Here is a 23,820-nt window from a genome sequence, read left to right as displayed (position 1 = left end):
AGATGAAAAAAATAGTATTTAGTCACAACATACCAACAGAGTATTACCAGGAATATACACAGGGACTTTGTGTAGTTGCACCAGAAAATCTTATGGAGAGTTTTTCCAGGGAAGAGGCTGAGAGAGCCATGGAAGACGCAGATATCTTTATCTGTATTGGGGATTATATCTGTGACCAGGCACTTATAGATAAGGGAAGCAGCCTCAGGATAATTGGAAATATGGGGTCGGGCTACGATAATGTGGATGTGGCCTATGCAAAGAAAAAGGGCATACGGGTGCTGAATGCGCCGCGTTCTGTGGTGGATTCCACGGCAGAGATGACGATAGGACTTATGATGAGCGTATGCCGGGGAATCGTACAGTATGACCGGGAACTGAGAAAAGAACGGGTCTGCAAAAGACAGCTGTTTTTCCACAGGGATATGGTCCTAAACGGCAAGACGCTGGGGGTTATTGGTTTTGGGAGGATTGGTCAGGAAGTGGCCCGCAAAGCCTATGGACTGGGAATGAAAATTGTATTCCATCAGCCGGTGCCTGCGCCGGATGAGGCGGTCAGGGCCTGCGGTGCCAAGGCTGTGAGCCTGGATGAGCTGCTGGAGACATCGGATGTTGTCACAATCCACATTCCATATACAGAAGAAACCCGTCACTACATTGACAAGGAGAAGCTTGAACATATGAAGGAGACGGCCTATCTGATTAATGCGTCCAGAGGCGCCATCGTAGATGAACGCGCCCTGGCGGATGTCCTTAAGAACCATAGGATTAAGGGGGCGGCTCTGGATGTACATGAGTTTGAGCCAAATATCTCGGCTGATATCGCTGAGCTTCCCAATATTGTAATTACGCCTCATTGCTGTACCAATATAGCGGAGGTCAGAGTCGGCATGCTGCATGAGCTGCTGGAGGGAGTCAGGCAGCTGTCAGAGGGAAAAAATGCCCATAATATTGTCTGCTGACGGACAGAAGACATCTTTGAATCTGGTATAAAAGGTGGTATACTTTAAGGAAAAGAAAAAAGGCGGTATTTGTCATGAACTTAAAAGCTGTCAAGAAAGTTAATATAGGAGACCAGGTATACAATCAGATGAAAGACCAGATTATGTCAGGTGTTTGGGTTCCGGGAGAGAAGATACCTTCGGAAAATCAGCTTATGGAAGTGTTTGGAGTCAGCCGGGGGACAGTGCGCCAGGCGATTCAGAAATTGTCAGCAGTGGGACTTCTGGAAACCAGGAGGGGGGAAGGGTCATATGTGGGTCAGCTGGGGCTGGCCAACTACTTTCAGAGTGCTGTGCCGGCTGCTTTCTTAAGTGAAGATGAATTGAAAGAAGTGTTTGAGTTCAGGATGCTGTTTGAATGCGGGGTAGCTGAAATGGCTGCGGAAAATGCCACTGAGGTTCAGATTAGGAAGCTGGAGAAAAATTATAAGAAGATGCTGCAGAACCTGGGGAATCTGGAAAAATACATAGAGATTGATTTTGAGTTCCATTGTCTTTTGGGAGAATGTACCCATAATACGTTAGTGTGCCAGATGTATAAAACCATGGAGGATGCGCTGGTAATGTCCATCAGGGAAGGTACGGAGATGATTGGGTTCGAGCATGGCAGGAAGGACCACGGTCTGATTCTGAATGCAGTTCAGAGTCATGATTCCCAGGCGGCCAGAGAAGCTATGCGGCATCATATAATCGACCATCCGGCACTGGCGATGGATGGTCCGTCTGAAACAAAAGTTGACAGTCTGATGAAACAAATTTAAACGTATTTAAACGGCTGAAACAATTAAAACAAAATGAAACAAAACAAGCAGGCATAAAACATGGCGTTCCATTGCAAAAAGGATGTATATTTGGGAAAATGGAGTTGGCATGTTTTTTGCTTATTATATAAGTATACAGAAGCTGCTGCTCTCCGTGCACAAGGGTAAGCAGGGAACAAGGAGGCGTGTAAGGTGAAACTATGTTATCAGGTGGCTACACCGGATGTAGCGGTTGCTGATTCCGTAACAGCATACCAGGGAAGCCTGGATAAAAGCTTCGGGGATTTGGGAAGGCTGGGATATGACGGGGTGGAGCTTATGACATTGAATCCCGGTGAATTAGACTGGAAGGAAGTTAAGGATACTGCAGAGAAGAATGGCTTGTCCGTGGTCCTGGTGTGTACCGGGGAGATTTTCGGACAATTGGGCTTAAGCTATACGAATCCGGATGAAACAATCCGTGCGGAGGCCATCCGCAGGAGCAAGGAAATCATTGACTTTGCCAGTTATCTTGGGGCGAATATCAACATTGGCCGGGTTCGGGGACAATACTGCGGGGAGCTGACCAGGAATGAAACACAGGAACTGGCAGTGAAAGCCTTCCGGGAGCTGGCAGATTACGGGGCGCCAAAGGGAGTGGATATTGCCCTTGAGACAGTGACAATCATGCAGACAAATTTTATCAATACCCTGGCAGAGGGAGCGGATATGGTAGACCGGGTGGACCGGCCTAATTTCCGCCTGATGATGGACATCTTCCATCTGAATCTTGAAGAGAAGGATATATATGAAGCCATCCGCCGTTATAGTCCATATAATATTCACGTACATCTGGCGGACAACAACCGGCGGTACCCCGGCCACTGCGGGCTGGACTTTGAGAAGATATTGAGCACTTTTAAGGAATGCGGTTATGATGGGAATTACTGTACCGAGATATTTCAGATTCCTTCAATGGAAGAGGCTGCAAAAGGGGCAATCGCCCACTTGAGGCCCATTGCAGACAGGGTATACGGAAAAATATCGTAAAACTTGTACAATAACTGATAACGGATAACCGGCTGCATCATCTGCCGGTTGAAGTCGGAGGATTACATGAAAAGTATAGCATTAATTCACACAGTAAAGAGCGTGGCAGCAGGCTTTGACGACAGCCTGAGGAATTACCTGGGATACGAAGTGAAGATACATAACCTGTGGGATGATTTCCTGGCAAATAATCCAAATGAGATTGGGGAGTTCACCATTCAGAACCGGAACCGCCTGCTCTGCGACATAAAGGCCCAGGAGCTGACAGGGGCGGATATCATTGTCACCACCTGCTCCACACTGACCCCTGTGGTGGAGATGATTCGGCCTTTTATCCGGGTTCCTGTCATTGCCATTGACGACGCCATGGCCAGAAGAAGCGTTGTCTACGGAAAACGCATCATGGTGATGGCCACGGCGGACAGCACAGTGGCCCCAACCGTGTCCAAGATTAAGGGCGAGGCGGATAAGGCGGGAAGGGAAGCAGATATATCCACCTGCGTGTGTATGGATGCATTCCATGCCATGAAAGCCATGGACATGAAGAAGCACGACATGATTCTTAAGGAAAAGGCAGGGGAGCTTGGCGGCTATGACTGTATTGTCCTTGCCCAGGCATCCATGGCCCATCTGGAGGACGAGATAGCTTCCATCACAGGCTGCCCTGTCCTTACCAGTCCAAAGCTGTGCATGGAAGAAATCAAGAATAAATTGGAGGAGATATAGAGATGACGAATGAGAGAAAAGAGGAATTACAGAGACAATGCAGCAAATTCCGGAACGACCTGATTGACCTGCTTCACAGTATCCAGACAGGCCATCCCGGCGGTTCCCTGTCATGTACGGAGATACTGACGTCTCTTTATTTTGAAATCATGCATGTGAATCCCGGTAATCCTGAGATGGAGGGAAGGGACCACCTGATTCTGTCCAAGGGCCATGCGGCCCCCATGCTGTACCTGGTGCTGGCGGAGAAAGGCTTTTTCCCCAAGGAAGAGTTAAAGACACTGCGCCAGATGGACAGCATGCTTCAGGGACATCCCTGCGTACATAAGACACCGGGCGTGGAGCTGTCCACAGGTCCTCTGGGACTGGGGCTTTCAGCGGGACTGGGCATGGCCATGGCGGACAGGATTAAGGGGCTGGATTCCTATACCTATGTGGTTATGGGCGACGGAGAGATTGAGGAAGGCTGTATATGGGAGGCCGCCATGTCCGCCTCCAAGTTCGGCGCTGACCATCTGATTGGAATACTGGACAACAACGGAGTACAGTTGGACGGCACCCTGGAGGAAATCATGCCCATGGGAGATATCGGGGCAAAATGGAGGGCATTTGGCTGGAAAGTCATAACATGTGACGGCCATGATGTGGAGGATTTCTGCCGGGCTGTTGAAGAGGCAAAGAAGACAAAGGGCCAGCCTGTCCTGATTCAGGCCAGCACTGTAAAGGGCAAGGGCGTTTCCTTTATGGAAGGCAGGAACACCTGGCACGGCAAGGCCATCAATGACAATGAATACGCACAGGCGAAAGCAGAATTAGGAGGTGCCAGATAATGGGAGAGAACATAGCAATCCGCGACGCTTACGGCGAAGCGCTTAAGGAGCTGGGAGAACAGAATAAGAAAATCGTGGGCCTGGAGGCGGATGTGGCTTCCTCCACAAAGAGCGGCATTTTTGGAAAGGCATTTCCGGAACGTTACTTTAATGTGGGCATCAGCGAGCTGGATATGGTATCCATGTCAGCCGGTTTTGCCAGGGAGGGATTGATTCCTTATGTAAATACATTTGCAGTGTTCCTGACCACCAGAGGGGCAGACCCTATACAGAGCCTGATTGCCTATGACAACCTGAATGTGAAGCTCTGCGGTACCTACTGCGGGCTTTCCGACTCCTATGACGGGGCCAGCCACCAGGCCATTACAGACCTGGCATTTGTAAGGGCGATTCCCAATATGACGGTAATTACGGTGGCGGACGCAGTGGAGACAAAAAAGGCGGTATTTGCCGCTGCGGACCATCCGGGCCCTGTATATTTAAGGCTGAGCCGCGCGGCGGCTCCTGTGTATTATCCTGAGGATATGGAATTTGAGATTGGCAGGGGCATTACGGTCAGGGAAGGCGGGGATGTAACCATCATCACCACGGGAACCGTGCTTCACAAGGCCCTGGCAGCGGCAGAGCTTCTGGAAGCAAAGGGTATCCAGGCAAGGGTGGTGGATATGCATACCATCAAACCCATTGACAGGGACCTGATTGTTGCATGCGCTGAGGAAACGGGCGCCATTGTAACGGTGGAGGAACACTCCGTTTACGGAGGACTGGGAAGCGCTGTGGCGGAAGTCCTGGCAGAAAATGCGCCTGTGCCAATGACCCGCATTGGTGCAACTGATTTCGCTGAGTCAGGAGATTACGAACAGCTTTTGGTGAAATACGGCTATGGCCCGGAATCCATTGCAGATAAATGCGCGGAAGTTATGAAGCGCAAGTAGAGACAGAGAAAACAGGAAGGAAGGCGCGCTTATGGAACAATCCATGCGAAGGTTCATGAAGGTGGGAATCATTCTCCACGTGTCCTACCCGCAGCTGGGAGGGGGCGAGGGGCCTATCCTGGAATGCCTGGAGAAGATTTGCGGGGATGATTATTTTGAGGCAGTGGAAGTGGCCAGGATGAAGGACCGGGAGGTCCGGAAAAAGGCAGCGGAGATGATTGCCATGGCCCATATGGTATCTGCCTACGGCGGCCAGTCCAGGACATTGTCGGCGGGGCTGAACATCAATGACCTGGATGAAACCAGAAGGGCCATGGCCGTGGACACCTTGAAGGAAGGAATCGACGAGGCCTATGAGATGGGCTGCGCAGGCTTTTCCTTCCTGTCCGGCCGCTATGAAGAGGACCGGAAGGAGGAGGCCTTTGAACAGCTGTTAAAGTCCACCAGGGAACTGTGCAGCCATGCAGAAAAGAAGGGGAAGATGCCCGTCTGCTGCGAGGTGTTTGACTACGACATTGACAAGAAGGCCCTCATTGGCCCGGCTGTTCTGGCTGCCCGCTACGCAGGGGAAATCCGCAGGGAGTATGGGAACTTCGGCCTGCTGGTGGATTTAAGCCATATTCCCATGATTCATGAGACCATTGAGGAGAGCATTATTCCGGTGAAGGACTACATCATCCACGCCCATATGGGGAACACGGTAATCAAGAGCCCTGCATGCGAGGCTTATGGGGATAATCATCCCAGATTCGGATTCCCAAACAGTGAAAATGACGTGGAGGAGCTGGCTCATTATCTGAGGACCCTTAAGGAAATTGGCTTTCTCAATGAGAAGGACCGGCCTGTTGTAAGCTTTGAGGTGAAGCCCTGGAAGGACGAACCTCCGCAAGTGGTGATAGCAAATGCAAAACGTACCCTGAACCGGGCCTGGGAGCTGGTGTGACAAGGACCTGGCGCGGCAGTACCTGCATTTGATATAGAGATATATAGCAGGAAGTAATTGGAGCTGTATAAAACAAGATTTGCAAACAGAAATAAGGAGGTATATAATTATGAAAGACCCAATCCAAAAATATTTTCAGGTAGGAACCATACAGTGGATGACCCATCCGCCGGTAAATTATCCAATCCTGGATTCCGTTAAGACCATCTGCTGCGACGAATACTTTACCGCCCTGGAGATTACCCACATTGAGGACCAGGAGACAAAGGACAAGGTAAGGGATATGCTGGCCCAGGGACATATGAAGGTGTGCTACGGCGCACAGCCCCGTCTTCTGGGACCAAAGCTTAACCCCAATGACCTGGATGAGGAAGGCAGAAAAAAGGCGGAGGCGGTTCTCCTGGATTCCATAGACGAGGCACAGTACATGGGAGCAAAGGGAATTGCGTTCTTGGCAGGAAAATGGGAACCCGGGACAAAGGACCAGGCATATGCCCAGCTTCTTAAGACAACCAGGGCTGTGTGCGACCATGCCACATCCAAGGGAATGATGGTGGAGCTGGAGGTTTTTGACTTTGACATGGACAAGGCAGCCCTTATGGGACCAGCTCCCTATGCAGCCAGGTTTGCAGCGGACATGCGCACCACCCACAACAATTTCGGCCTGCTGGTGGATTTGTCCCATTTCCCAACTACCTACGAGACTTCCAGGTTTGTGATTCAGACCCTGCGTCCTTACATCACCCACCTGCACATCGGCAATGCCGTGGTGAAGGAAGGCTTTGAGGCATACGGCGACCAGCATCCAAGGTTTGGCTTCCCTGACAGCGCCAACGACACAGAGCAGCTTGCGGACTTCTTTACCGTACTGAAGGAGGAAGGCTTCTTCAATAAGGAAAACCCGTATGTATTGTCCCTGGAGGTAAAGCCATGGGGGTCTGAGGACGGAGATATCATACTGGCTAACACCAAGAGAGTCATCAACAGGGCATGGGCGCTGGTAGAGGATTAGGGCGCTTCTGAAAATCATTGCGCCGGAGCGCAGGCCCCCGGAGGCCCGGATGCGCGGACAGAATAAAAAATCAGATAACGGAGGAATGCAGCATGAAAATCGTAGTTTTAGACGGATATACAGAAAATCCCGGTGATTTGAGCTGGGAGGGACTTGAAAGATTAGGGGAGCTGACCGTATATGACAGAACTCCCGCTGACAAGATTGCAGAGCGGATTGGGGATGCAGAGGCGGTTTATACCAATAAGACCCCAATCAGCGCAGAGACCATCAGACAGTGCCCCAACATGAAGTTCATCGGGGTACTGGCCACTGGTTACAATGTGATTGATACAGCAGCAGCCAAGGCGGCAGGCGTGGTGGTTTCCAACATCCCCACCTATGGCACGGATGCCGTGGCGCAGTACGCCATTGCTCTTCTGCTGGAGATGTGCCACCACATAGGTGAGCACTCTGACTGTGTGAAGGCAGGGGAGTGGACCCACAATGACGACTGGTGCTTCTGGAAACATCCCCTGGTGGAGCTGGCAGGAAAAACCTTCGGCGTCATTGGCTTTGGACGGATTGGACAGGGAACCGCTAAGATTGCAGAGGCTCTGGGGATGAAGGTGCTGGCATATGACGAATATCCAAATAAAGCACTGGAAACAGACAACTGCAGATACGCGTCACTGGATGAGCTTCTGGCCCAGTCTGACGTTATCAGCCTTCACTGTCCGCTGTTCCCGTCCACAGAGGGAATCATCAACAAGGATTCCATTGCAAAGATGAAGGACGGAGTGAAAATCATCAATACCTCCAGAGGTCCTCTGATTGTGGAAAAAGACCTGAGGGAAGCGCTGGACAGCGGAAAAGTCAGCGGAGCAGCCGTGGACGTGGTTTCCACAGAGCCTATCCGGGAGGACAATCCGCTTCTGGGCGCCAGGAATATGATTATTACCCCCCACATTGCCTGGGCTCCCAAGGAATCCAGACAGAGACTTATGGACATTGCAGTGGATAATCTGAAACATTTTGTAGACGGAGCACCGCAGAATGTGGTAAATAAATAGAAGGAAGGTCACGGGTCTGCGCTGCAGGCTCGGACAGACGCCGGGCGGCAGAAGCGGGTATGAGAGCGCTTTGATTCCTCCCGGCGTATTTCCGTATTGGCAGATGCAGGGCGGATACAGATTGAGAGAGGGTGTGAATTCATGGTAACAGTGCGGATGTTTATTCCTTATATGAATATGAAGAGCAGGTTCGAGGCGGCGGTGAGCCGTCTGGAGCCTCAGGATGATGTCAGGGTGGAGCTGCTCCACGTATTCGGCACCCCGGAATCCCTGTCCCGGTATGGGGATGCGGACATTTTAGTGGCCAGGGGCATGACCTATGACAGGCTCAGGTACCTGTTCCCGGAAAAGCATGTGGTGGAGATACAGCTTTCCAGCTTTGATATACTGAAGGCCCTGATTTGCGCCAGGCAGGAGTTTAGCCCCAGGAAGATTGCCCTCTGTGTCCGGTATATGGATGAGAGCGCTGTGGCGGAGCTGGAGAAATTGTGCCAGGCAGAGATTGCGTATTACACGGTCCATGACGAAGCATCCACCTTGGAGGCCATCCACAGGGCCAGGGCCAATGGCGCGGATGTGTTTGTGGGAGCCGGCACCATGTGCGGACTGTGCGATAAGGAATCGCTGAACCGTGTCCATATCCACACAAAGGATATAGCCATAGAGCAGGCTCTGAAGCAGGCCATGGACGCGGCCAGGACCATCAATATGGAGCGGGCCAGGTCCAAGATGACCAGCACCATCCTCAATACCAGTGCGGATGCCCTGATTGCCGTCAGCGGCAGCGGGCAGATTCAGGCGCTGAACAATCAGGCGTACCGTACCTTCCAGCTCTCGTCCCAGTCCGACTTCACAGGACACCCCGTGGAGGAGGTCTGCCCTGCCCTTAAGTGGAAGGACGTGGTGGAGACAGGGCGGGAACGGGAGGAGGTCATCCAGTGGAAGGACCGGAAGCTGTACACGGAATACCGTCCCGTGCTGGTGGATAAGATGGGAAAGGGCGCCATCATTGTTGCCCGCTACACAGAGCAGATTATGGAGGCAGAGACAAAAATCCGCCAGAGCCTTGCAAAGCAGGGGCTTACGGCCAAGTATTCCTTTGACGACATCATTGGAAGCAGTCCTGCTATCCGGGAAAATATTCTTATGGCAAAGCGCTACAGCCGTGTGGATTCCAATGTGCTGATTGTGGGTGAGACGGGAACCGGAAAAGAGCTGTTTGCCCACAGCATCCACCGGGAGAGCCGGCGCAGTGCGGAACCATTTGTGGCGTTAAACTGTGCGGCCCTGCCTGAAAATTTATTGGAGAGCGAGCTGTTTGGATACGAGCCGGGAGCATTTTCCGGAGCATCCAAGAACGGTAAGACCGGGCTGTTTGAGCTGGCCCATAAAGGGACCATTTTCCTGGATGAAATCGGGGAAATCCCCATATCGCTCCAGGCCAAGCTGCTGCGGGTGCTCCAGGAAAAGGAAATACGCCGCATCGGCAGCAACCGGGTGCAGCCGGTGGATGTGCGTGTCATATCGGCGACCAATATAAATATTGAGGAAAAAATCCGTGCAGGCCAGTTCCGTGCGGACCTGTATTACCGCCTGAACCTGCTGGACATCACCATACCGCCGCTCAGGGAACGGGGGGACGATATCCAGGAAATGGTGGATTTCTACCTGACCCGCTTTGCCTGCGAGATGGGAAAGCCTATCCCCAGGCTGTCAAGGGAGGCAGTGGACCTGATGACCCATTACGCCTGGCCCGGCAATGTGCGGGAGCTGCGCAATATCTGCGAGCGCCTGATTGTGCTGAGCGACACTCCGGAAATCGGTCTCAGGGAGATACAGATGCTTAAGATATTCCGGAAAAAAGAAAGCGCCCTGCCCGGTGCAGAGACATCGGTACAAGAACAGGTTCTGCCGGAAACCGGGATTGTGTACGCCAATCTGAAGCCAAGGAAGAAGAAACAGGATATAGCCAAGGAACTGGGGGTCAGCCGGACCACCCTGTGGCGCATGGAAAAAATGGCGCGGGAACAGAAGAAACAGTGATATCTGTTTCGTATCTCTATTGACAGAAAATCCTTTGGGATATATGCTTACAATATCAGGAAAAACCAAACGAATAAAGTTGAGAGGTGGAGACATGAGGATAGCACTGATTAATGAGAACAGCCAGGGCGCCAAAAATACCATGATTTACAATTCCTTAAAGAAGGTGGCTGACCAGTACGGCTTTGAGGTGGACAACTACGGCATGTACACAGCAGAGGATGAAGCGCAGCTGACATATGTGCAGGCAGGTATCCTGGCTGCAGCCATACTGAACGGCAGGGCAGCGGATTATGTGATTACGGGCTGCGGCACGGGCGAGGGAGCCATGCTGGCCTGCAACTCATTCCCGGGCGTGATTTGCGGCCATGTGGAGGATGCACTGGACGCCTATACATTTGCCCAGATTAACGATGGAAACGCCATTGCCATTCCTTTTGCCAAGGGATTTGGCTGGGGCGGTGATTTGAATCTGGAGTATATATTCGAGAAACTGTTCTGTGAGCCTTCCGGCCAGGGATATCCAAGGGAGAGGGCTGTTCCAGAGCAGAGGAACAAGCGGATTCTGGATGACGTGAGAAAGGCTGCCTTCAAGGAGGACCTGGTAGAAATCTTCAAGGGCCTGGACCAGGAGCTGGTTAAGGGCGCATTTGCAGGGGAGAGGTTCGGAGAACTTTTCTTTGGAAAATGCAAGGATGAGAAGCTGGCAGCTTATATTAAGGAATTAATCGGGTAAAAACCGCATAAAAAATGACAAAAGCCGTTCTGCGAAATTGATGTGCAGGGCGGTTTTGTCATTGTATGTTTCCAGGAAATGTTTACAAAGGATGTTTGGGTTTGCGGGCGGTAATCCTACCGGGAGAGCTCAAGCTTCACTCTCAGGATACGCTCCAGGGACTGGTCTAGGCGCTGCTCTGTCAATTCACCTGTTTTGACTGCATCCAGCACCCCGGTGTAAGCTTCTTTAAAATCAGCGGGCATAAGCAAAAGGTCAGCGCCGGCTTCCAGGGCCATGACAGCTGCCCGGCCAGAGGTATAATTGTTCTGGATGGCTCCCATGTTCAGGGCGTCGGTGACAATGATTCCTTTGTATCCCATGGTATTGCGCAGATATTCGGTGAGAATCCGGGGAGACAGGGAGGATGGAGTATCGTCCCCTGTTATCCGGGGCAGGGAGATATGGCCTGCCATGATGAAGGGCGTGCCGTCCTCAACCAGGCTGGCAAAGGGGACCAGCTCCGCCTGCTCCAGTTCATCCCATGTCTTATAGGTGTAGGCAAAGCCCTTATGGCTGTCCCCCTCTGTGGCCCCATGGCCCGGAAAGTGCTTGGGAGTCCCATAGACATGATGTTCTTCAAGTCCCCTCATGTAAGCCTTCACCATCTGTGTTACCATATTTGGGTCAGAACCAAAGGAGCGGTCCAGCACAACGGTATTGTCCGGGTTGGTCAGCACATCTGCATCCGGCGCAAAGTCTAAATTAATCCCGAATTCTTCCAGATAGCTTCCGATGACAGAACCGGCTTCGTATGCCCTGGACGTATCCCTGCTCTTTCCTATTTCGGCCATGGTTTCCGCCCTGGGCAGCCGGAACCCTTCATGGTTGGCGATGCGGGCCACCTTACCGCCTTCCTCGTCAATGGAGAGGAAAAGAGGGAGCTGGTCCAGGCCGGATGCATATTCCTGGGTTCTGGCTGTCATGGTTTTCAGCTGTTCCGGGCTTTGCAGGTTTTGGGGAAAATAAATGAGGCCGCCTACCGGGTATTCCTGTAACGCCTTGCAGGTGGCATCGCCGGCCTGGGTCACGGCCGGATAGCCGGTGAGGGCTTCCGGGGTAATGATGAAAAGCTGGGCTGTCTTTTGCTCCAGGGTCATCCGGCTGATTATAGCCTGGATTTTTGCAGTGTCCGTGCTGTCCGGTTCATCGTATGGTCCGGTGCTGCCGGTTTCTTCCGCCGGCGTTAAACTGTCTGTCTGCCCGGCGCTGTCTTGCTGTCCGGCCCCGTCAATTTCCTGTGAGGCCCTTGTCCCGGCCAGACGCTGGGAATCCGTATTATCAGCCCTGATTTTAAATAGAACGGCAGCAATGATTACGGCAAACACCAGACCTGCCGCAGTAATATAAAACCATTGAATGCCTTTTTGCTTTCTTTTTTTCCTGGAATGTTTTCTGGTTGTCAAGTTGGTCCTCCTTTCGATGTTGGGTGTCAGGTTTGCCGGGATTTAGGTCTTTTGGCTTTCCGTGTCCGGGTATATTGAAAAACTGTATTGACAAAGATAACGATATGAGTAATAGTGATATTATAGCATTGTATGCAGAAATCGTGGAATACTAGAAAAAGATTTTTTAAACAGATTCTGGTACATCCTGCACCGCGCACAGAGGAGGTGGAAGTGTGGATATTAACGGGGACCGGTTGTGGTCGGATATCCAGGAGTTGGGGAGGATTGGGTGCAATCCGGACGGCAGCATTACGCGCCTGTCCTTTACACCCCAGGACCGTCAGGCCCGGGATTGGCTGGAAGCCAGGATGGAGGATGCAGGACTTTTGGTGAGGGAGGATGCTGCCGGCAATCTGATAGGGGAGCTTTCCGGCAGCTGTCCTGAAAAATCCTGCATTATTTGCGGCTCACATTACGATACGGTTCCAGGAGGCGGACGGTTTGACGGGACCCTTGGCATCCTTTCAGCCCTGGAAGCGGTCCGGAGAATACGGGAACAGGGAATCACCACAAAACGGACCATACGTCTGGCCGCTTTTAAGGACGAGGAGGGAAGCCGCTTTGGATATGGGATGGTGGGCAGCAAAGCCGTCTGCGGCATGGTGGACCCCGCAGGCCTTTCCTCCCGGGACAAGGATGGAATTACCCTGGAACAGGCTATGACAGACTACGGATGCAGGCCCGGTGAGCTGTCTTCCTGCAGGATGGAGGATGCAGGGGCTTATCTGGAGCTTCACATTGAGCAGGGTAAGGTACTGGAGGACCATGGGGCATCCATCGGCATTGTAAGCGGCATAGCCGGGCTGGTGCGGTATACCGTGGAGATAAGGGGTGAAAGCGGACATGCCGGCGCCACTCCCATGAAAGCCAGGAAGGACCCGGTTCCGGCCATGTGCCAATGGATTGGCAGGGTGACGGAGCTGGCGGAGCAGCGGGATTCGTGTGTGGCCACCGTGGGCTCCATTGCCGCCTGGCCCGGAGCCAGAAACGTAATCTGCGGGCGGGTGGTATTTTCCCTGGATTTGCGTTCCATTCACGAGGAAGACCTGAGGGATATCATGGACGAGATGGAACGGTACGGGGCAGAGCTGTCCGGCCTGCGCGGAATCAGAATCAGCCTGCATCAGGACCTGGAGATTCCGCCATGCCGCTGCCATGAACCATACCGGGAAGCCATCCGGCATATCTGCCGGACGGAAGGCTATTCCTTTATAGAACTGATGAGCGGGGCGGGACACGATTGTATGAATTTTAAGAATACGTGTCCCACTGCCATGATTTTTGTGCCGTCCAGGGGCGGTTTGTCCCACCGGAAGGAGGAGTTTACTTCCAGGGAGGACTGCGCCTGCGGGGCCAGGGTGCTGCTGGGACTTTTGCTTGAGACGGCAGGCATTGACGATACCATTGACTGACAAAGGAGATTACTATGGAAAAATTAGAGGAATTTTTTAAGTTAAAAGAAAGGGGAACCAGTGTCAAGATAGAAGTCCTGGCAGGTCTTACCACATTCATGACCATGGCCTACGTGCTGGTGGTCCAGCCCAGCGCCATCATCGGCTTCGGGGATGCCGTATCCTTTACGGACGTCAACGGGCTGGTCATCACCAAAGAGGCCATTGCAGTTACATGTGCTGTTATCAGTGCGCTCATTACCCTGCTCATGGGTTTTTATGCCAACCTGCCCTTTGCGCTGGCAACGGGGATGGGAACCAACTTTATGTTCGGGGCCCTGCTTCAGTCCAACACCCTGTCCTTTGGCTCTATTATGGCCATAACACTGATATCCGGCCTGATTTTTGTGGTGCTCACTATCTTCGGAGTAAGGGATTTGATTGTCAAGGCCATACCTAAGAACATCAAGGTGGCCATCGGATCGGCCATTGGTTTTTACATTGCCTATCTGGGCTTTAAGAATTCAGGCATCGGCACCTTTACCAATGGAATCGGTATGGGAAATTTTAAGGAGCCGGCTGTATTCATTGCCCTGCTGGGACTGATTATCATTGCTATTCTGACAGCCTACAGGGTAAACGGGGCCATCCTTATGGGTATCATTGCCGTCACTGTCATGGGTATTCCCCTGGGCGTGACCACCCTGCCGGACACCTTTGCCAAGATGCCGGATTTTTCCTCCTGGGGCAATATTGTGTTCTGCTTTGATTTTAAGGGACTGTTGTCCTTCCAGGCCATCATCTATGTGTTCATTGCCTTTTGCGGGGACTTTTTCTCCACACTGGGAACCGTGCTGGGCGTGGCCGGAAAGGCGGGTATGCTGGATGAGGACGGCAACATGCCGGGTATCCAGAAACCATTCCTGGTGGACGCCATCGGTACCTGTGTGGGCGCCTGTACCGGAAATACCACCATCACCACCTTTGTGGAATCCACTTCGGGCGTGGAGGCAGGCGGAAGAACCGGCCTGACCAGCATTGTGGTGGCCATTCTTTTTGCGGTCATGGTATTTTTCTCGCCCCTGATTCTGATGATTCCGGATGCAGCCACGGGCCCGGCCCTTATCTTTGTGGGCTTTCTGATGGTATCAGGCATCAGAAACATTGATTTCAGCGACTTCACGGAAGCCTTCGGGCCGTTTGTCATGATTATGTTTGTTATTTTCTGCGGAAGCATTGCAGCCGGAATCGCGGCAGGCATCCTGGCGTATATCATTATCAAGACTGCTACGGGTAAGTTTAAGGAGCTGCATCCGGTCATGTATGTGCTGGCCATTCCGCTGGTTATGTATTTTGTGTTCAAATAACAGGATTTACAAATAAAAGAAGGGAAAGACAGAGATGAAAATACAGCCAAGAGATAAGAGGGCCCTGCTCAGGGCGGCTCTGGGAGAGATAAAAAGTGATTTGGCCATCAAAAATGTGCAGTTGGTCAATGTCATTACAGGGGAAATTTATCCGGCCAGCGTATATGTATATGACGGCTTCATTGCCCATGTGGAATATAAGGCGCCGGGCGGGGAAGAACAGTTCGCGAAAGAGGTGGTGGACGGCCAGGGTAAGTACCTGATTCCGGGCCTGATAGACGCTCATGAGCACATTGAGAGCTCCATGATGACGCCCAGGAATTTCGCAAAGGCAGTGATTCCAAAGGGAACCACCACTGTTATCACGGACCCCCATGAGATTGGAAATGTGTGGGGTGTTGCGGGCGTGCGCTATATGCACGAAGCTTCAGAGGGACTTCCCATGCGCCAGCTCATAGATATACCCAGCTGTGTGCCTGCCGTGCCCGGGCTGGAGCACGCAGGCGCTGAGTTCGGGCCGGCGGAGATTGAGGAGCTGGCAGAGCTTGAGCGCGTGGTGGGACTGGCGGAGGTTATGGATTACCTGGACGTGATTCATGGCGGAGACCGCATGATGGATATTATCAGAACGGCAGAGGACCACGGATTGTACCTTCAGGGCCACGCCCCCTTTGTGGAGGGCAGGATGCTGTCCGCTTATCTGTGCGGCGGCCCGGATACCTGCCATGAATCCAGGACAGCGGAGGAAGCAAGGGAAAAGATGAGAAGCGGCATGAGGGTGGATGCCAGGGACAGCTCCATCACCAAGAATGTGGAGGCCATATGGAGCGGGGTTAAGGATTTCCGTTTCTTTGACAATTTCTGCCTGTGCACCGATGACAGGGAGGCGGATGATATCCTCCGCAACGGCCATATCAATGATGTGGTCAGGGCGGCCATAAGATACGGCATGGAGCCGGTGGCGGCCATCAAGAGCGCCACCCTGAATTCAGCCAGGGAAGCCGGACTGCAGAACCTGGGCGCCATTGCGCCGGGATATGCGGCCGACATGCTGCTGGCAGATGATTTGAGGGAACTGACGCCCAGCCATGTGTTCTATGGAGGAAGGCTGGTGGCACAGGATGGAAGGCTGCTGGCTGATATTGAGGACAAATCCTATCCGCTGGAGTCAGCCAACTCTGTCCACATAAGGCCGCTGACTGCGGAGGATTTCACCATCCATCCTCCGGTATCCCAGGGAGCGGTCAGGGTCAATCTGATGAAATACTATGACATGAACCTATCCACAACGGATATTGTGTGTGAGGAAGTTCCGGTAAAGGACGGCAGAATTGATATAAACGGTGATGAGGACCTGAAATTTGTGGCCGTGGTCAACCGGTATAAGGGCAATGACAACATAGCCCTGGGCCTGGTCAGGGGCTTTGGCACAAAGACAGGCGCCCTGGCGTCCACGGTATCCCATGACAGCCATAACCTGACCATTGTGTATGATGACCCGGAGGAGGCGCTTATGGCAGCAGAGGAGCTGGCCAGGACAGGAGGCGGCATGTGCGCAGTGAAGGAGAAGAAGGTCCTTCATACCCTGGCCCTTCCGCTGGCAGGCCTTATGTCCCTTAAACCGGCAGAGGAGCTGGCAGAGGACAGCGCTGCGATGAAGGATGCCAACCGGGCCCTGGGCCTGACCAACATGGAAAATCCCCTGCTGCGCATTGTGACCCTGGCCCTTCCGGTTATACCCGATGCAAAGATGTCGGATATGGGATTGGTGCAGGTGACTGCAAAACGGATTGTGCCGCTGTTTCCGGAATAAAACGGGAGTATAAAAACAAATAAATCCCCGCCTCCAGAAGTATCGATGAGCTGATATCTTCATTGGACGGCAGGGATTTTTTAATGCCTGTTTTTGGTGATTTATTTTACTATGGGCCTATGTATGCGACATGGTTCCCAGGCAGGGGCTTAAGGTGGCCACCGGCCGCCTTCCGTTTCCACGGTCCTCCCTGGATATCTCTGTTTTCAGGTTCTTCTGGGCGGTTGCCAGCATCAGCTTGATTCGGTTCAGCTGGTTCACTTCGCTGGCCCCGGGGTCATAGTCCACGGCAATGATATTGGACTGGGGATAATTCCGGCGCAGTTCCTTGATAACGCCTTTTCCTACAATGTGATTGGGCAGGCATCCAAAGGGCTGGGTACAGATAATGTTGTTTACGCCGCTGTGAATCAGCTCCAGCATCTCGCCGGTCAGGAACCATCCCTCGCCGGTCTGGTTGCCCAGGGATACAAAGCCCTTGGCCATCTGGGCCAGTTCATTGATGGCTGACGGAGGCGTGAAATGCACGCTGGCTGTCAGCTCCTTTCGGGCTGTCCTGCGGAAGTACTCTAACAGGGCAATTCCGGCGTTGCACAGCCTGGCTGTGGATTTCTTTGAGCCCAGGTGTTCGGCCTTGAAATTGCTGTTATAGAAGGAGTACAGCAGGAAATCCATCAAGTCGGGCATCACTGCCTCGGCGCCCTCGGATTCCAGCAGCTCCACAATGTGGTTGTTGGCCAGAGGTGAGAATTTCACCAGGATTTCCCCTACAATGCCCACCTTCGGCTTCTTTACATCCAGCCTTGGAAGGGCGTCAAAGTCCCGGATGATTCCCTTTATATTGCGTCCGAATTCCACCATGGCGGCATTCCTCTTGGACAGGGAGGCAATGCAGCGGGCCTTCCATTTTTCATGCAGTGCATTGGCGCTGCCTTGTTCCGCCTCATAGGGCCGGGTGGCATAGAGCACCCGCATGAAGATATCGCCGTACACAATGGCCTGCATGGCCTTTGTCAGCAGGGGCACGGTGAAGGTGAAGCCGGGGTTGGTTTCCATGCCGTTGGCATTGACGGAGATAACCGGTATCTGGGGCATTCCCGCCTTTTCCAGGGCCCTGCGGATGAAGCCGATGTAGTTGGAAGCACGGCAGCCGCCGCCGGTCTGGCTCATGAGGACAGCTGTGTGGTCCAGGTCGTACCTGCCTGAAAGCAGGGCGTCCATGATTTGTCCGATGACAATGAGGGACGGATAGCAGGCGTCGTTATTTACATATTGGAGTCCCACATCCACGGCGTTGCGGTTGTGGTTCTGCAGTACTTCAATCTTATAACCAAAGGAGCGGATGGCCGGCTCCAGAAGGTCAAAATGGATGGGAGACATCTGGGGGCAGAGAAGGGTATAATCCTTTTTCATCTCCTTGGTGAACATTACCCGGTGGTAAGCGCTGGACACCACCTTACGCTCAAAATGTCTCTGGTCCCGGACCTTTAAGGCTGCAATCAGGGAACGGATTCGTATCCTGGCTGCCCCCAGGTTATTGACCTCGTCAATCTTCAGTACCGTATAAATCTTGCCGGAATGGGTCAGGATATCAGCCACCTGGTCGGTGGTCACTGCGTCCAGTCCGCATCCAAAGGAGTTAAGCTGAATCAAATCCAGGTTATCCTGGGTCTTCACAAAGCTGGCTGCCGCGTAGAGACGGGAGTGGTACATCCACTGGTCCGTCACCACCAGAGGCCGTTCCACCCTTCCCAGGTGGGATACGGAGTCCTCGGTGAGTACAGCGAATCCATAGGAGGTAATCAGCTCCGGTATGCCGTGGTGAATCTCAGGGTCCACATGGTAGGGCCTGCCGGCCAGGACAATCCCCCTTTTTCCATGTTCCTTCATCCAGGCCAGGGTTTCCTCCCCCTTTTTCATCAGGTCGTCACGGGAGGCGGTCAGCTCCTGCCAGGCTGCATGGGATGCCATCCTGACCTCGGCAGCCGGAATCTGGAATGTTCCGGAAAATTCCTTTACAAGGGCATCGGTGAGAATATCCTCATTGGTAAATGCCATGAAGGGGTTCATGAAATGCACGTTTTCCTCGGCCAGGGCCTCCACGTTATTCTTAATGTTCTCCGCATAGGAGGTGACCATGGGGCAGTTGTAGTGGTTGCCGGCGTCCGGGCTTTCATTGCGCTCATAAGGGATACAGGGGTAGAAGATGAACTTCACGCCCTGCTTGATGAGCCAGGTTACGTGTCCGTGCACCAGCTTGGCAGGATAACACTCGGATTCACTGGGAATGGATTCGATTCCCAGCTCATAGAGCTGCCTGGTGGACTGGGGGGACAGCACTACATGGTAGCGCAGCTTTTTAAAGAACACAGCCCAGAAGGGGAAGTTCTCGTACATGTTAAGCACCCTCGGAATGCCCACAGAACCGCGGTCCGCCTGGTCCAGGGGCAGGGATTCGTAGTCAAACATCCTGTGATACTTGTAATCGAAGAGGTTGGGTATCTCCTTTTTGGCTTTTTCAAGGCCGAGTCCTCGTTCGCAGCGGTTGCCTGAGATAAAGCGGCGTCCGCTTCCGAACTGGTTGATGGTCAGCACACAGTGGTTGTTGCAGCCCCTGCAGCGTGTCATGGAGGTGCTGTACTTAAGAGCGATGATTTTTTCAAGGGAGAGCATGGAAGTCTCCGGTTCATTGGCCATGTGATACCGCTCCCTGGCAATAAGGGCTGCGCCAAAGGCGCCCATGATGCCTGCGATGTCCGGGCGCACTGCCTGGCATCCTGATATTTTTTCAAAGCTTCTGAGCACGGCGTCGTTGTAGAAGGTGCCGCCCTGAACCACCACGTGGTTCCCAAGGTCGGAAGCGTTTGTAATCTTAATTACCTTAAATAATGCGTTCTTGATAACGGAGTAGGCCAGACCCGCGGAGATGTCTGCCACGGTGGCCCCTTCCTTCTGGGCCTGCTTTACATTGGAATTCATAAACACCGTGCAGCGGGTGCCCAGGTCCGTGGGATTTTCAGCAAACAGGGCTTCCCTGGCAAAATCCTCCACACTGTAGTTCAGACTCCTGGCAAATGTCTCGATGAAGGAGCCGCAGCCGGAGGAGCAGGCCTCGTTGAGCTGTACGCTGTCAACCGTGCCGTCCTTAATCTTGATGCATTTCATGTCCTGTCCGCCGATGTCCAGGATACAGTCCACATCCGGCTCAAAGAAGGCGGCGGCATAGTAGTGGGAGATGGTTTCAACCTCGCCCTCATCCAGCATCAGCGCTGCCTTTAACAGGGCTTCGCCGTAACCCGTGGAGCAGGAGTAGGCAATGCGGGCGCTTTCAGGCAGCTGGTCCTTTATCTCCCGGATGGCCCGGATGGCAGTGGCCAGGGGGCTTCCGTTGTTATTGTCATAGAAGCGGTACAGCAGGGTGCCGTCCTCGCCTACCAGCGCCGCCTTGGTGGTGGTGGAGCCGGCGTCAATGCCCAGGTAGCAGCACCCCTGGTAGGAGGAAAGGCCGGCGCTCTTTACATGATTGCTGGCATGGCGGGCACAGAACTGGCTGTAGTCTTCCTGGTCCTTAAAGAGGGGGGCCATGCGCTTTACCTCAAAATCCATCTTAATACCTGAGGACAGCCGCTGAATCAGGGTTTCCAGGGCAACGGCCTCCTGGTGTTCCTGGGGATTCATGGCTGCTCCCACGGCCGCGAAGAGGTGGGAGTGGTCCGGCGCAATGACCTGCTCCGGTGTTAAGCGCAGCGTGCGGATAAAGCTTTCCCGAAGCTGGGGCAGGAAGTGGAGGGGACCGCCTAAAAACGCCACATTTCCGCGTATGGGTTTGCCGCAGGCCAGGCCGCTGATGGTCTGGTTGACCACGGCCTGGAAAATGGATGCAGCCAGGTCCTCTCTGGTGGCGCCCTCGTTAATCAAAGGCTGTATATCGGATTTCGCAAACACGCCGCAGCGGGCCGCGATGGGATAAATGGCCTTGTAATGTTCTGCGTAATCGTTAAGGCCGGATGCGTCTGTCTGAAGCAGGGCGGCCATCTGGTCAATAAAAGAACCGGTGCCTCCCGCACAGATTCCGTTCATTCTCTGGTCGATGCCTCCGGTGAAATAGATGATTTTGGCGTCCTCACCGCCCAGCTCAATGGCAACATCGGTCTGAGGCGCATAGTCCTGAAGCGCAGAGGCAACAGCCACCACCTCCTGGACAAAGGGAACATCCAGGTGGGAGGAAAGCGTAAGTCCTCCGGAACCGGTTATGACAGGGATTACCTGGACAGGACCGGTTATCTCACGGGCTTTTTTTAAAAGTCCCGCCAGAGTTTCCTGTATATTGGCATAATGGCGTTCATAATCGGAGAATACTATATGGGAAGCCTGATTTAACAGTGCAACTTTGACGGTTGTGGAACCGATATCGATTCCAAGCGTAAGGGTATTTGTATGTAAGTTCATATATGCGGGGTTTTACCCTGACCTCCTTTGTAACTTGACGGCTGTTCTGCCATGCATGGGGTAAAAACCATGCCCTGCAGTACTGGGAGACCGTAAAGCTGTTTTACATGTATCATAATACAGTTTTATGGGGAATACTGTGACTTATGCAACAAATTCCGGCATTGAAATGCTGGACATTCATAGTAGAGTTTAACATAAAACAAGTATAAATACAATTGGGGACAGGCGTTAAAAAATCGTGAAGAAATGGCGAAAATTGTGCATGTTTCTATGGACTCCTTTTTCCTGTCCAGGTAAAATTTATGTATTCTATCTGAAAAATATTCGGTATAATAGAAAATGGAAGGCTATTTCATTTGACAAAAGCGGGGGCAGTCACTATAATGAGAACGTATAATTTCAAAATGGGGGAGAGTTCGCATGATACGGATTTTTAAGACCGAAGACGGTGCTATGCACGAAAAGGAAGAGATGCAGCCTGGCTGCTGGATTGCGTTAACAAACCCTACAGCCTCAGAAATCATTGACATTGCAGATGCCTATCAGATAGACCCGGACCATTTGCGGGCGCCTCTGGATGAGGAGGAGCGGTCCCGTATAGAGGTGGAGGATGATTACACCCTGATTCTGGTGGACATTCCATCCATTGAGGAGCGCAACGGCAAGGACTGGTTTGTCACCATACCTCTGGCCATCATCACCACCAAGGATGTGCTGATTACGGTCTGCCTGGAGGAAACGCCAGTGCTCACTTCCTTTATGGACGGGAGGGTAAGGGATTTCCATACCTTCATGAAAACCAGGTTCATCCTGCAGATTCTCTATAAAAACGCTACCCAGTTCCTGCAGTACCTCCGGATTATAGACAAAAAAAGCGAAGTCATTGAGCGCAAGCTCCACCAGTCCCAGAAGAATGAGGAGCTGATTGAGCTTTTGGAGCTGGAGAAGTCCCTGGTATACTTTACCACATCCCTTCGTTCCAACGAGGTGGTGCTGGAGAAGCTGCTCCGCATTGAGAAGATAAAGAAGTATCCGGAGGACACGGACCTGCTGGAGGATGTAATTGTGGAGAACAAGCAGGCCATTGAGATGGCCAACATATACAGCGGCATCCTGAGCGGCACCATGGATGCATTTGCGTCGGTCATTTCCAACAACCTGAATATTGTCATGAAGTTTCTGGCTACGGTTACCATCGTGCTTTCCATACCAACCATGATAGCCAGCTTCTACGGCATGAACGTAAACTCCCACGGCATGCCTTTTGCAGACAGTCCCTATGGTTTTGCCATTGTACTGGGCCTGACCCTGCTGCTGTCACTGTTTGTTGCGTATATATTTAATAAGAAAGACCTGTTCTGATTAAAACCATACAGGCAGATGAAAAGGATGATAGGATGAGATTTTTTTATAAGCTTGAGAGAAGGTTTGGCAAATATGCCATCCACAACCTGATGTATTACATCATTATTATGTATATCATGGGATTTGTCATGATGTACATGGACCCCATGTTTTTTACCCGGTACCTGAGCCTGGACGCGGAGGCCATTCTTCACGGGCAGGTCTGGAGGCTGGTGACATTTTTGCTGTACCCGCCCACATTGAGTCCATTCTGGATTATATTTGCAGCGCTCATGTACTATTCCCTGGGACGTTCCCTGGAGGCGGTGTGGGGCGCATTCCGCTTTAATGTGTTCTTTTTTATGGGAGCCATCGGTATCATACTTGCCGAGTTCATCGTGTATTTTATATGGGGCTGGGATATGCACCTGGACACCACGTACCTGAGTATGTCCATATTCCTGGCTTATGCGGTGATTTTCCCGGAGGAATACTTTTATATTTATTTCGTACTTGCCATTAAGGCCAAATGGCTGGCGCTGTTTGACGCCTTTTTCCTGGTATTCGGATTTGTATACGGCAGTTTCCCACAGAGAATCGCCATTTTCCTGTCCCTGGCCAACTTCATTATTTTCTTCCTGATGACAAAGGACTTTAAAAAGTACAGTCCCAAGGAAGTGAAGCGCAGGCAGGATTTCAAGGTAAAGACCATGCGGCCGGTAAACCGCACCCACCACAAGTGCGCGGTCTGCGGCAGGACGGACGAGGAAAGTCCCGGCATGGAGTTCCGTTACTGTTCCAAATGTGAAGGCAGCTATGAGTACTGCATGGATCATTTATATACACACCAGCACGTGAAAAAATCGGATTCCCCCCAATCATAATTCCGATTTTCACG

Annotated in this window: 17 protein-coding genes and 1 pseudogene; 16 read left to right on the top strand and 2 right to left on the bottom strand. The window is 52.3% G+C overall.

What is annotated here, in order from left to right; genetic code table 11:
- Positions 1–2: 2 nt before the first annotated feature.
- The 11 genes from I2H39_RS18510 to I2H39_RS18460 all read left to right on the top strand — a co-directional run bounded on the left by I2H39_RS18510 (position 3) and on the right by I2H39_RS18460 (position 11,068).
- Positions 3–962: an NAD(P)-dependent oxidoreductase gene (locus I2H39_RS18510; protein WP_195627254.1), complete on the top strand. Its 960-nt coding sequence runs from the start codon at positions 3–5 to the stop codon at positions 960–962.
- A 74-nt stretch (positions 963–1,036) separates the two neighbouring features.
- Positions 1,037–1,762 carry a FadR/GntR family transcriptional regulator gene (locus I2H39_RS18505; protein WP_195627253.1) on the top strand — a complete coding sequence of 242 codons (726 nt, stop codon included), beginning with the start codon at positions 1,037–1,039 and terminating at the stop codon, positions 1,760–1,762.
- Between the two features lie 192 nt (positions 1,763–1,954).
- Positions 1,955–2,791: a sugar phosphate isomerase/epimerase family protein gene (locus I2H39_RS18500; RefSeq protein WP_195627252.1), complete on the top strand. Its 837-nt coding sequence runs from the start codon at positions 1,955–1,957 to the stop codon at positions 2,789–2,791.
- Positions 2,792–2,857: 66 nt separating this feature from the next.
- Positions 2,858–3,517, top strand: coding sequence for an aspartate/glutamate racemase family protein (locus I2H39_RS18495; protein WP_138309639.1), 660 nt, complete (start codon positions 2,858–2,860; stop codon positions 3,515–3,517).
- 2 nt (positions 3,518–3,519) lie between these two features.
- Entirely contained in the window at positions 3,520–4,347 is an 828-nt protein-coding gene (locus tag I2H39_RS18490; protein WP_138309638.1) for a transketolase, read from the top strand.
- Entirely contained in the window at positions 4,347–5,282 is a 936-nt protein-coding gene (locus I2H39_RS18485; RefSeq protein ID WP_138309637.1) for a transketolase C-terminal domain-containing protein, read from the top strand. The genes I2H39_RS18490 and I2H39_RS18485 overlap by 1 nt, the downstream gene beginning before the upstream one ends.
- A gap of 31 nt (positions 5,283–5,313) precedes the next feature.
- Entirely contained in the window at positions 5,314–6,225 is a 912-nt protein-coding gene (locus I2H39_RS18480; RefSeq protein WP_138309636.1) for a TIM barrel protein, read from the top strand.
- Positions 6,226–6,334: 109 nt separating this feature from the next.
- Positions 6,335–7,237: a TIM barrel protein gene (locus I2H39_RS18475; RefSeq protein ID WP_195627251.1), complete on the top strand. Its 903-nt coding sequence runs from the start codon at positions 6,335–6,337 to the stop codon at positions 7,235–7,237.
- A 92-nt stretch (positions 7,238–7,329) separates the two neighbouring features.
- A complete protein-coding gene (locus I2H39_RS18470; protein WP_138309634.1) occupies positions 7,330–8,289 on the top strand; it encodes a D-2-hydroxyacid dehydrogenase in 960 nt (319 codons plus the stop codon).
- Positions 8,290–8,430: 141 nt separating this feature from the next.
- Entirely contained in the window at positions 8,431–10,332 is a 1,902-nt protein-coding gene (locus I2H39_RS18465) for a sigma 54-interacting transcriptional regulator (protein WP_195627250.1), read from the top strand.
- A gap of 94 nt (positions 10,333–10,426) precedes the next feature.
- Positions 10,427–11,068 carry an RpiB/LacA/LacB family sugar-phosphate isomerase gene (locus I2H39_RS18460; protein ID WP_138309632.1) on the top strand — a complete coding sequence of 214 codons (642 nt, stop codon included), beginning with the start codon at positions 10,427–10,429 and terminating at the stop codon, positions 11,066–11,068.
- A 116-nt stretch (positions 11,069–11,184) separates the two neighbouring features.
- Here the strand turns inward: I2H39_RS18460 and I2H39_RS18455 are convergent, their stop codons facing one another.
- On the bottom strand, positions 11,185–12,513 hold the full coding sequence (locus I2H39_RS18455) for a glycoside hydrolase family 3 N-terminal domain-containing protein (protein ID WP_195627249.1): 1,329 nt from the start codon (positions 12,511–12,513) through the stop codon (positions 11,185–11,187).
- Between the two features lie 215 nt (positions 12,514–12,728).
- Between I2H39_RS18455 and I2H39_RS18450 the strand changes: the two genes are divergently transcribed.
- The 3 genes from I2H39_RS18450 to ade are packed head-to-tail and all read left to right on the top strand — an operon-like array spanning position 12,729 to position 17,126.
- On the top strand, positions 12,729–13,967 hold the full coding sequence (locus I2H39_RS18450; protein ID WP_195627248.1) for a Zn-dependent hydrolase: 1,239 nt from the start codon (positions 12,729–12,731) through the stop codon (positions 13,965–13,967).
- A gap of 14 nt (positions 13,968–13,981) precedes the next feature.
- Positions 13,982–15,313 carry an NCS2 family permease gene (locus I2H39_RS18445; RefSeq protein ID WP_138309629.1) on the top strand — a complete coding sequence of 444 codons (1,332 nt, stop codon included), beginning with the start codon at positions 13,982–13,984 and terminating at the stop codon, positions 15,311–15,313.
- A gap of 34 nt (positions 15,314–15,347) precedes the next feature.
- Positions 15,348–17,126: an adenine deaminase gene (gene ade, locus I2H39_RS18440; RefSeq protein WP_138309628.1), complete on the top strand. Its 1,779-nt coding sequence runs from the start codon at positions 15,348–15,350 to the stop codon at positions 17,124–17,126.
- Positions 17,127–17,243: 117 nt separating this feature from the next.
- On the opposite strand, the pseudogene I2H39_RS18435 reads toward ade, so the two are convergent.
- Positions 17,244–21,575, bottom strand: a pseudogene (locus I2H39_RS18435) (acyl-CoA dehydratase activase-related protein); the annotation flags it as partial.
- Between the two features lie 423 nt (positions 21,576–21,998).
- Between I2H39_RS18435 and I2H39_RS18430 the strand changes: the two are divergent.
- Positions 21,999–22,940, top strand: a complete 942-nt coding sequence (locus I2H39_RS18430; RefSeq protein WP_138309623.1) for a magnesium transporter CorA family protein — start codon at positions 21,999–22,001, stop codon at positions 22,938–22,940.
- 35 nt (positions 22,941–22,975) lie between these two features.
- Positions 22,976–23,806, top strand: coding sequence for a hypothetical protein (locus tag I2H39_RS18425; RefSeq protein ID WP_138309622.1), 831 nt, complete (start codon positions 22,976–22,978; stop codon positions 23,804–23,806).
- The last annotated feature ends 14 nt before the right edge of the window (positions 23,807–23,820 follow it).

This window comes from Clostridium sp. 1001283B150225_161107_B6, assembly GCF_015556325.1.
Lineage (GTDB): Bacteria > Bacillota > Clostridia > Lachnospirales > Lachnospiraceae > Enterocloster.
Note: the sequence above shows the minus strand (reverse complement) of the source record. Positions and strands in the feature narration are given on the sequence as shown.